At 67.4% G+C, this 809-nt stretch carries 1 protein-coding gene; it reads right to left on the bottom strand.

Annotated elements, in window-relative coordinates:
* Positions 1-200: 200 nt before the first annotated feature.
* A partial coding sequence (locus JHD07_RS38535) for a TIR domain-containing protein (RefSeq protein ID WP_291631748.1) occupies positions 201-809 on the bottom strand: 609 nt, incomplete at its 5' end.

Raw genomic sequence — 809 nt, 5'->3', positions numbered from 1 at the left:
TCGGGCCGGGCGTGCCCGATTTCCAGACGATGGTGCGGCGAATCGACCGGATCGATCCGAGTTGGAGGGACTGAGGCAATAAACCTGTAACAGGCCCGTTCGCCCTGAGCCTGTCGAAGGGCTGTTCTTTCCTTCTCACGCTGGAAGAAGGACGGGGCTTCGACAGGCTCAGCCCGAACGGAGGATGTTGATCTCGATTTTTACGGGCGCGGGCAACTCTCGCCTTCCGCGACCATGCGCCGTACCTCCTGCGCGGCGACCTGGGCCAGCCAGGCGCGGCGCTCCGCCTTGTCGGCGTTCTGCTCCGCCAGTTTGCGCGCGGCCTGCGCCTCGTTGCGCTGCTGCACCGCCATCCGGGCATAGGTGAAGGCGGCGATCGACAGGCCGCTCAGCACCAGGATCAGTAGCAGGGCGGCGGCGGAGAGGGCCGCGGCGATTCGCCGGCTGCGGCGCTGGTCGCGTCGGTAGAGCGCGGCATAGGGGGCGCCGAGCAGGCCCGCGATCAGCTTGAGCTTGACGATATGGCGCTCATTCTTTTGCAGGTCGGGCGCCAGCGGTTCGAGCGGCTGGCTGCGGTCCAGTTCGCCCGTTTCGTCCAGCGCGAACAGCAAGGGCGCGGGAAAACAATCGGTGTCGGGATCGCCGGGCACGCCAGCGGCGATCAGGGCGAAGACCGGGGCGCCCGGATTGCAGCGCTTGAACGATCGGATTTCCTTGTCGACCCAGACCGAGCGCGCCGCCGTGGGCGAGCAGATGACGATCAGCGCGTCGGACCGGGCGAGCGCGCCCTGTAATTTGGGGCCGAGTTC

The organism is Bradyrhizobium sp. (assembly GCF_016462955.1).
In the GTDB taxonomy this organism is placed as follows: Bacteria; Pseudomonadota; Alphaproteobacteria; order Rhizobiales; family Xanthobacteraceae; genus Bradyrhizobium.
This window is presented reverse-complemented; position numbering and strand designations above follow the sequence as displayed.